The organism is Achromobacter sp. D7-1 (genome assembly GCF_059760445.1).
In genome coordinates, this window is record NZ_JCBAMT010000151.1 from 1 (window position 1) to 7,397 (window position 7,397).

The window sequence follows — 7,397 nt, forward strand, 5'->3', positions numbered from 1 at the left end:
GTCATGGGCGCCGCGGCGGGCGCGGGCGCCATGCCCGGCGCGCCGGCCGCCGGCGGCACCGTGTCGGCGGGCACCTGGATGACGGTTTCACGCAGCACGCCCCCGCCCTGCACGCTGCCGCGCACATTGGTGGGCGAAGTCATCTGCGTGACGCAGTCTTGGCGCGATGCGGCCGGCAGGCGGTTGCAGCGGTCCAGCATGTTCTGCTGCAGCTGGTCGGTGCCGCCGTCCTTGAGATTGTTGCGGCCGCTCTCTTGCCGCGCCGCGCCGGCTTCGCGCATGCAGGCGGCCTGGTCCTGGCCGGTGGCGCCGCTCTTGCAAGCCGCCACATCCTGCTGGTACTGGGACTGGGCTGAGCCGCGGCCGCTCGCATCTGCCGCGTGGACCGCTCCCGCGGCCAACATCAGGCCTGCAGCGCAAAGCGTCGCCGCGAGGCGTTTGGTATGCATGGGACGTGTAGTCATGGTCAGCTCCTTGAGATTGGTTGATCCGTTACCCACTATCCCACGATGACGCTTCGGCTACATGTCCAGCGACTTGAATTCGTAAGACTACGTTTCAATTGACGCGGCGCAACAAACCCGCCCTGCCCGCTTAGCTGGCATCGCGCTCGGCGTCGGCTTTGCTCAGGCGGTTACGGTAGGTCGCCGCGCGCATCAGCAGCATGGCGGTCACGGGCGAAGACACGATCAGCAGCAAGGTGATGATGACTTCATGAAACACAGGCCGGGCAGACAGCGCCGAAAATACCAGGATGGAAGCGGCCAGCACGCAACCGCAACCCATGGTGTTGCCCAGGGTGGGCGCATGGATGCGGGCATAGAAGGTACGGAAGCGCAGCAGGCCGGCCGACCCGGTCAGCGCCAGCAAGCCGCCGAGCACCAGCAGGATGCTGGCGGGTATGGCAGCCCACAGCGGGATCTGGGCGTCGATCATGGCTCGATCACCTCGCCGCGCAGCAGGAAGCGCGCCATCGCGGTGGAACCGACGAAGCCGAACAGCGCGATCAGCAGCGCGATGTCGAAGTACACGGACGTGCCGGAGCGGATGCCGAATACCAGCATGGTCAGCATGCCGTTGATGTACAGCGTGTCCAGGGCCAGCACGCGGTCCTGCGCGGTGGGACCGCGCAGCAGCCGGATGGCGGCGAAGACCATGCCCAGCGCGAAGCAGAGCAAGGCGAAGGACGCAGCCCAGTAAAGTATGTTGTTCATTCGAAAATCTCCATCAGCGGGCGCTCGTAGCGTTCCTGGACCAGCTTGATCCAGTCGCCCTCGTTCTGCAGGTCCAGCACGTGCAGCTTGAGGCGATGGTCGTCGGTCAGGTCCACCCAGACGGTGCCCGGCGTGTAGGTGACGATGCAGGCCAGCATCGCCAGGCCATGCGGGTCGCGCATGGTCAGCGGGATCATGATGAACCCGGGTGAAAAATTATTGCGGCGCGGATTCAGGATCAGCCGCGCCACGGCGACATTGGATTTGATGATGTCCGCGGTCACGTGCAGGAACAGCGGCACCGCCTTCCACAGGCGGCGCGGCCGCGCCCGCAGCGGCCGCAGGCGGGATGCGGCCCAGGTGAACCACAGCGCCAACGCGATGCCCAGCGCGATCTGGCCGGCGGACGCGCTCTCGTTGAGCACCAGCCACAGGACGAACAGGTAGACCGGCAGGAACAGGAAGTAGAGGCGGCGCATCAGCTTCCTCCCTTGAGGCCGCGCACGGTCTGCGCGGACATGACGGCGTCGATATAGGACTTGGGCTGGTCCAGCGAGCGCGCCGCGTCGTCCAGGTAGGCCGACACGGGGCCCGCGCCGGCCGCCAGGCCCACGCACAGCAGCAACAGCACGGCCACCGGCCCGGCTTCGATCAGCCGCAGGCGCGGCGTGCTGCGGTCATCGCTGGCCCAGAACACCCGGATGCCGGTGCGGCCCAGGCCGATCAGGCCGGCCAAACCGGACAGCAACACGGCGGCCACCAGTATCCATGCGTCCATGGGCACGGCCGATTCGTTGGCGGCCGACACCGCCGCCGACAGCAGCGACAGCTTGGCGACAAAACCCGACAGGGGCGGCAGGCCAGTCACCAGCAAGGCGCAGGAAATGAAGGCCAGGCCCAGGAAGGCCATGGCCGCGGGAATGGCCACGCCCACGACGTCGTCGGACCGGTTGACCGAGGCGGGATCGTCCAGGTCGAAGGCATCCAGGGTCACGGCGAGCACGTTGGCGCCGAAACTGCGGGTGCGTTCGATCAGTTCAGCCAACAGGAAGAATGCGCCCGTGGTCAACACGGAACTGAGCAGGTAGAACAGCGCCGGACCGGTCAGCGTCACGCCCGGCATGCCCAGCGCGGTCAGCAGCGTGCCCGCCGACACGATCACGCAGTAGCCCACCATCTTTTCCAGCTGCTGCGTCGCCAGCAAGCCCAGGCCGCCGAACAGCAGCGTGGCCAGCCCCGCCGCGAACATCCAGTCCAGGCTGAAGGCCGCTGGCGCGCCTGTCGGCAGCAGCAAGGAGCCGATGCGCAGCAAGGCGTAGATGCCGACCTTGGTCATGATGGAGAACATGGCCGCGACCGGCGCGCCGGCCGAGCCGTAGCCCTTGACCAGCCAGAAGTTCAGCGGCCAGGCGCCCGCCTTCACCAGGAAGGCCACGCCCAGGATGGCCGCGCCGGCCTCGAACAGCATGCGGTCCGCGCCCGCCAGGTTGCCCGCGCGCACCGCCAGGTCCGCCATGTTCAGCGTGCCGGTGACGCCGTAGATCAGCGCGATGCTGATCAGCAGCAGAAACGAAGCCACCAGATTGACCGCGATGTACTGCAGGCCGGCGCTAACGCGCGCCACGCCCGAGCCGTGCAGCAACAGGCCATAGGACGCGGCCAGCAGCACTTCGAAGAACACAAACAGGTTGAACAGATCGCCCGTCAGGAATGCCCCGTTCAGCCCCATCAGCAGGAACTGGAACAGCGAATGGAAGTGCACGCCGGCGCGATCCCAGCGGGCCAGCGCATAGACCAGCGTGGCCAATCCCAGCACCGCGGTCAGGGTCAGCATGACGGCGGCCAGACGGTCGACCACCAGCACGATGCCGAAGGGCGCGGGCCAGTCGCCCACCAGATAGACCCCTACCCCGTCCGGCCAGACGCCGGGTACGCCGCCGCCCGCCACCACCAGCAGCGCGATGGCGGCGGCCAATTGGCCCAGGGTGGAAACGAGCGCGATGGCGCCACGGGTGTAGCGGCGGGTGTCAGCCAGCAGGAGCATCGCCGCGCCGGCCGCGAGCGGCGTGACGATAGGCAATACGGGCAGGTGTTGCAGCCAAAAATTCAAGATTGGGACTCCCGTCCATCAACGTGGTCGGTACCCGTGAGGCCACGCGAGGCCAGCAGCACAACCAGGAACAGCGCGGTGGTGGCGAAGCCGATCACGATGGCCGTCAGCACCAGCGCCTGCGGCAGCGGATCCGCATACCAGGAAGGATCATGGGCCACTGCCGGATCCACCACGGGCGGACGGCCCGAGGTCAGCCGGCCCATGCCGAAGATGAACAGGTTCACCGCGTAGGAAACCAGCGACAGGCCCATGATGAACTGGAAGGTTCGCGGCCGCAGCAGCAGCCAGACGCCCGAACCCGCCAAGACACCGATAGCGATGGCGTATATCAATTCCATCAGGCTTCCCCTGTTTGAGCGGCGGCCGCCTGGATTTCGACGGCAGCCTTGCGTTGCGCGCGCAGCGATTGGTGGGCCAGCGCCACCAGCACCAGCACGGTGGAACCCACGACCAGCATATAGACGCCCAGGTCGAACAGCAGCACGCTGGACAGGTGCACGTGGCCGATCAGCGGCAGCGCGATGTCCCACGACAGCGCCGCCAGAAAAGGCTTGTAGGCCAGCCAGGCGGTCACCGCCGCCGTGCCGGCGAACAGCAGGCCGATGCCGATCCAGTTTTGCGGGTTGAGGCGGCTGCGCGACTCCACCCAATACACGCCGCCCACCATGTATTGCAGGATCACGGCGGTGGCGAAGATCAGTCCGCCGACGAAACCGCCACCCGGCTGGTTGTGGCCGCGCAGCAGGAAGTACACGGAAATCAGCGCGGCGGTGGGCAGCAGCAGGCGCACCAGCACCGTCGGCACCATCATCGAACCCGTGGGCACCAGCGACTTGATGTCCGGCGCCTCGGGCACGCCGCCGTCCTGGTCGAGCTGCTGGCGCGGCAGGTCCGCGCTTTCAGCGGCTGGACGGAAGCGGCGCAGCAGCGCGTAGACCGTCAGCGCCACGATACCCAGCACCGTGATTTCGCCGAAGGTATCGAAGCCGCGGAAGTCCACCAGGATCACGTTCACCACGTTGGTGCCACCGCCGTCGGGCAGCGCGCGGTCGACGAAATACGAGGAAATGGTGTCACCTTGCGGCCGCACCAGCACCGCATAGGCCAGCGCGGCCATGCCGGTGCCCGCGGCGCCCGCCATCAACAAGTCGCGCAGGCGGCGGCCGCGCGCGCGCAGCGTCACCTTCAGGCTCTCGTCCTCGTCCTGCTCGATGCGCCGCGGCAACCAGCGCAGGCCCAGCAGCAACAGCACCAGGGTCACCACCTCGACCGACAACTGGGTCAGGGCCAGATCGGGCGCCGAGAACCAGACGAAGGTCAGGCAGGTGATCAGCCCCGCGCCGCCGGCCAGCGCCAGCGAGGCCAGGCGGTGGTACTTGGCCTGGAAGGCCGCAGCCAGCGCGCAGCCCGCGCCCACCAGCCACAGCAGCGCGAACGCCGGGTCGATCGGCGTCATGCGGCCGGCGCCATCCAACCAGCCGCCCCCGCGCAGCGGCAGCCAGGCCACGAACAGCGTACCCAGCACGATCAGCAGCATCTGCACCTGCAGGCGCGAGGACGCCAGCCAACGCAGCAGCCAGGCCGCGGCCACGCTGGAGCCGTCCAGCAGCGCCTCGAAGCTGCGGCGGCCGTCCAGGCGGTAGATGAACGGCACCCGGCCCGGGTTGGCGCGCTGGTGCGCGCGCAAGGCCAGGTAGAGCAGAATGCCGGCCGTGGTCGCGACCAGGCTCATGACCAGCGGCAGGTTCAAACCGTGCCAGACGGCCAGGCTGTACTCGGGCATGTCCTGGCCCAGGATGCTTTGCGCCGCGGTTGCCAGGAACGGGCCGACGGTCAGGCCAGGCACCACGCCCACCAGCAGGCAGATGGCCACCAGCAACGCGCTGGGGAACAGCATCCAGCGCGGCGGCTCATGCGGCGCGCGCGGCAGGTCGGTCGCCGGGGGGCCGAAAAACACTTGCAGGATGAAGCGCAACGAATAGGCCACGCTGAACGCGCCCGCGATGGTGGCCACCAGCGGCAGGCCAATCTCGGTGATGCGGTCGCCACTGACGAAGGTGGTCTCGGCGAAGAACATTTCCTTGGACAGGAAACCGTTGAGCAACGGCACCCCCGCCATGGACGCGGCCGCCACCATGGCCAGCGTCGCCGTGATGGGCATGGCCTTGTACAGGCCCGACAGCCGGCTCAGGTCGCGCGTGCCGGTTTCGTGGTCCACCACGCCCGCGGCCATGAAGAGCGAGGCCTTGAAGGTGGCGTGGTTGATCATGTGGAAGATGGCCGCGACCAGCGCCAGCGTGCTGTTCAGGCCCAGCAACAGCGTGATCAGCCCCAGGTGGCTGATGGTGGAATACGCCAGCACCCCCTTCATGTCCTGCTGGAAGATGGCGGCATAGGCGCCCAGCACCAGCGTGATCAGCCCCGCCCCGCCTATGATCCAGAACCATTCGTCGGTGCCGGACAGCACCGGCCAGAACCGCGCCAGCAGGAACACGCCGGCCTTCACCATGGTGGCCGAATGCAGGTAGGCGGATACGGGCGTGGGCGCCGCCATGGCGTTGGGCAGCCAGAAATGGAAGGGAAACTGGGCGCTCTTGGTCAGCGCGCCCAGCGCCACCAGGATCAGGACGGCCGGATACCAGGGATCGGCGCGCACCAGGTCGCCGGCGGCCAGCACCCGGTCCAGGTCGTAGCTGCCGACGATGTGGCCCAGGATCAGCACGCCGGCCAACAGGCACAGCCCGCCCCCGCCCGTGACCGTCAGCGCCATGCGGGCGCCGCGGCGCGCGTCCAGGCGGTGATGCCAGTAGGCAATCAGCATGAAAGACGCCAGGCTGGTCATTTCCCAGAACATGACCAGCTGGATCAGGTTGCCGGACAGCACCACGCCCAGCATGGCGGCCATGAAGGCCTGGAAGAACGAGAAAAAGCGCGGCACCGGATCTTCCGGCGACATGTAGTAGCGCGCGTACAGCACCACCAGCGCGCCCATGCCGGACACGATCAGCGCGAACAGCCAGGCATAGCCGTCCATGCGCAGGGTGAATTGCAGGCCCAGGGCGGGCGCCCAGGGCATGTCGAAGCGGACCACGCCGCCGTTGGTGACTTCGGGATACAGGCTGATGACCAGCACCACACAGGCCAGGGCGATGAGTCCCGCCAGCCAGGCCTCGGCGTTGCGGGCGTTGGATGGCAGGAGCGCGGCGCACAGGCTGCCGGCAAACGGCAGAGCGAGGATCAGGATCAGCGACATGGCGTTCCGAGAGTGTCCGGGCCCCCTCCCGCCAGCGCAAGGCAGCGAAAGACGAACAGACCGGGGATTGAAAAACGGACGGAACCCTGGCCCGGTGCGTCGCTGCACTACACGTTGCCCCGCGGGGGACATCAACCAACGCCATTGAACGGCGCAGACAGAAACAAACGCAATAGCTTTCTTGCAAGACCGGCCAAGAATCTCATACGAAAAATATCAGATTCTTGTAAGTTATGCAGAGATTTATGTGTGTACCGAGCGGATGACGGCATGTTCGATGCGCAATCCTTGCGCAATTGAAATATTCCTGTAGCTATTCATGTCTTTGTCAGCATTGGTTTTTTTCATCTATTCCGGTCTTCTTCGGACAACAACGCGGCAAAAAAATAACCCTGGGCAAGCCAGGGTCTATCCGGGTTGACCGGCGTAAATTTACTGTGTGGAATGGCGCCCACGAGGCATCCGCCGCGCCAGCATCCGGGCGCGGCAAGCTTCACCGACGCCGGCCCAAGAAGCCGGCCGGGTCGGAAATTCAAATAATCTGGAGAAGACTCTTGACCATGCTGTCCCAAGCCAAGGCCGTCCTGGCCGCCGCCATCGCCGGCCTCTGCCTTAGCACCGCCGCGCAGGCCGCCGACCCCTACCCCAACAAGCCCATCCGCCTGATCGTTCCCTTCGCCGCCGGCGGCACCACCGACATCGTGGCGCGCATCGTCGCCGAGGGCCTGACCCGTGAACTCGGCCAGGCGGTGGTGGTCGAAAACCGCGGCGGCGGCGGCGGCTCCATCGGCGCCGACGCCGTGGCGCGCTCCACGCC

8 protein-coding genes are annotated in these 7,397 nt (G+C 66.9%); 1 reads left to right on the forward strand and 7 read right to left on the reverse strand.

The features are described from left to right. From AC6LKD_RS32210 to AC6LKD_RS32240, 7 genes are all read right to left on the reverse strand, one after another. A partial coding sequence (locus AC6LKD_RS32210) for a hypothetical protein (RefSeq protein ID WP_498118512.1) occupies positions 1–464 on the reverse strand: 464 nt, incomplete at its 3' end. A gap of 130 nt (positions 465–594) precedes the next feature. Next, the gene (mnhG, locus tag AC6LKD_RS32215; protein ID WP_207465225.1) at positions 595–936 is read right to left on the reverse strand and encodes a monovalent cation/H(+) antiporter subunit G; all 342 of its coding nucleotides are present in this window, start codon (positions 934–936) and stop codon (positions 595–597) included. Then, a complete protein-coding gene (locus AC6LKD_RS32220) occupies positions 933–1,214 on the reverse strand; it encodes a K+/H+ antiporter subunit F (protein ID WP_013394078.1) in 282 nt (93 codons plus the stop codon). Before AC6LKD_RS32220 ends, mnhG begins: the two co-directional genes overlap by 4 nt. After that, positions 1,211–1,693: a Na+/H+ antiporter subunit E gene (locus AC6LKD_RS32225; protein ID WP_013394079.1), complete on the reverse strand. Its 483-nt coding sequence runs from the start codon at positions 1,691–1,693 to the stop codon at positions 1,211–1,213. The genes AC6LKD_RS32220 and AC6LKD_RS32225 overlap by 4 nt, the downstream gene beginning before the upstream one ends. Further along, positions 1,693–3,324, reverse strand: coding sequence for a monovalent cation/H+ antiporter subunit D (locus AC6LKD_RS32230; protein ID WP_013394080.1), 1,632 nt, complete (start codon positions 3,322–3,324; stop codon positions 1,693–1,695). Before AC6LKD_RS32230 ends, AC6LKD_RS32225 begins: the two co-directional genes overlap by 1 nt. Beyond that, positions 3,321–3,665 (reverse strand): Na+/H+ antiporter subunit C, encoded by a 345-nt coding sequence (locus tag AC6LKD_RS32235; RefSeq protein ID WP_013394081.1) that lies wholly within the window; start codon positions 3,663–3,665, stop codon positions 3,321–3,323. Before AC6LKD_RS32235 ends, AC6LKD_RS32230 begins: the two co-directional genes overlap by 4 nt. Continuing rightward, positions 3,665–6,580: a monovalent cation/H+ antiporter subunit A gene (locus AC6LKD_RS32240; protein ID WP_498118513.1), complete on the reverse strand. Its 2,916-nt coding sequence runs from the start codon at positions 6,578–6,580 to the stop codon at positions 3,665–3,667. Before AC6LKD_RS32240 ends, AC6LKD_RS32235 begins: the two co-directional genes overlap by 1 nt. Positions 6,581–7,140: 560 nt before the next feature. Between AC6LKD_RS32240 and AC6LKD_RS32245 the strand changes: the two genes are divergently transcribed. Next, a partial coding sequence (locus AC6LKD_RS32245; protein ID WP_498118514.1) for a Bug family tripartite tricarboxylate transporter substrate binding protein occupies positions 7,141–7,397 on the forward strand: 257 nt, incomplete at its 3' end.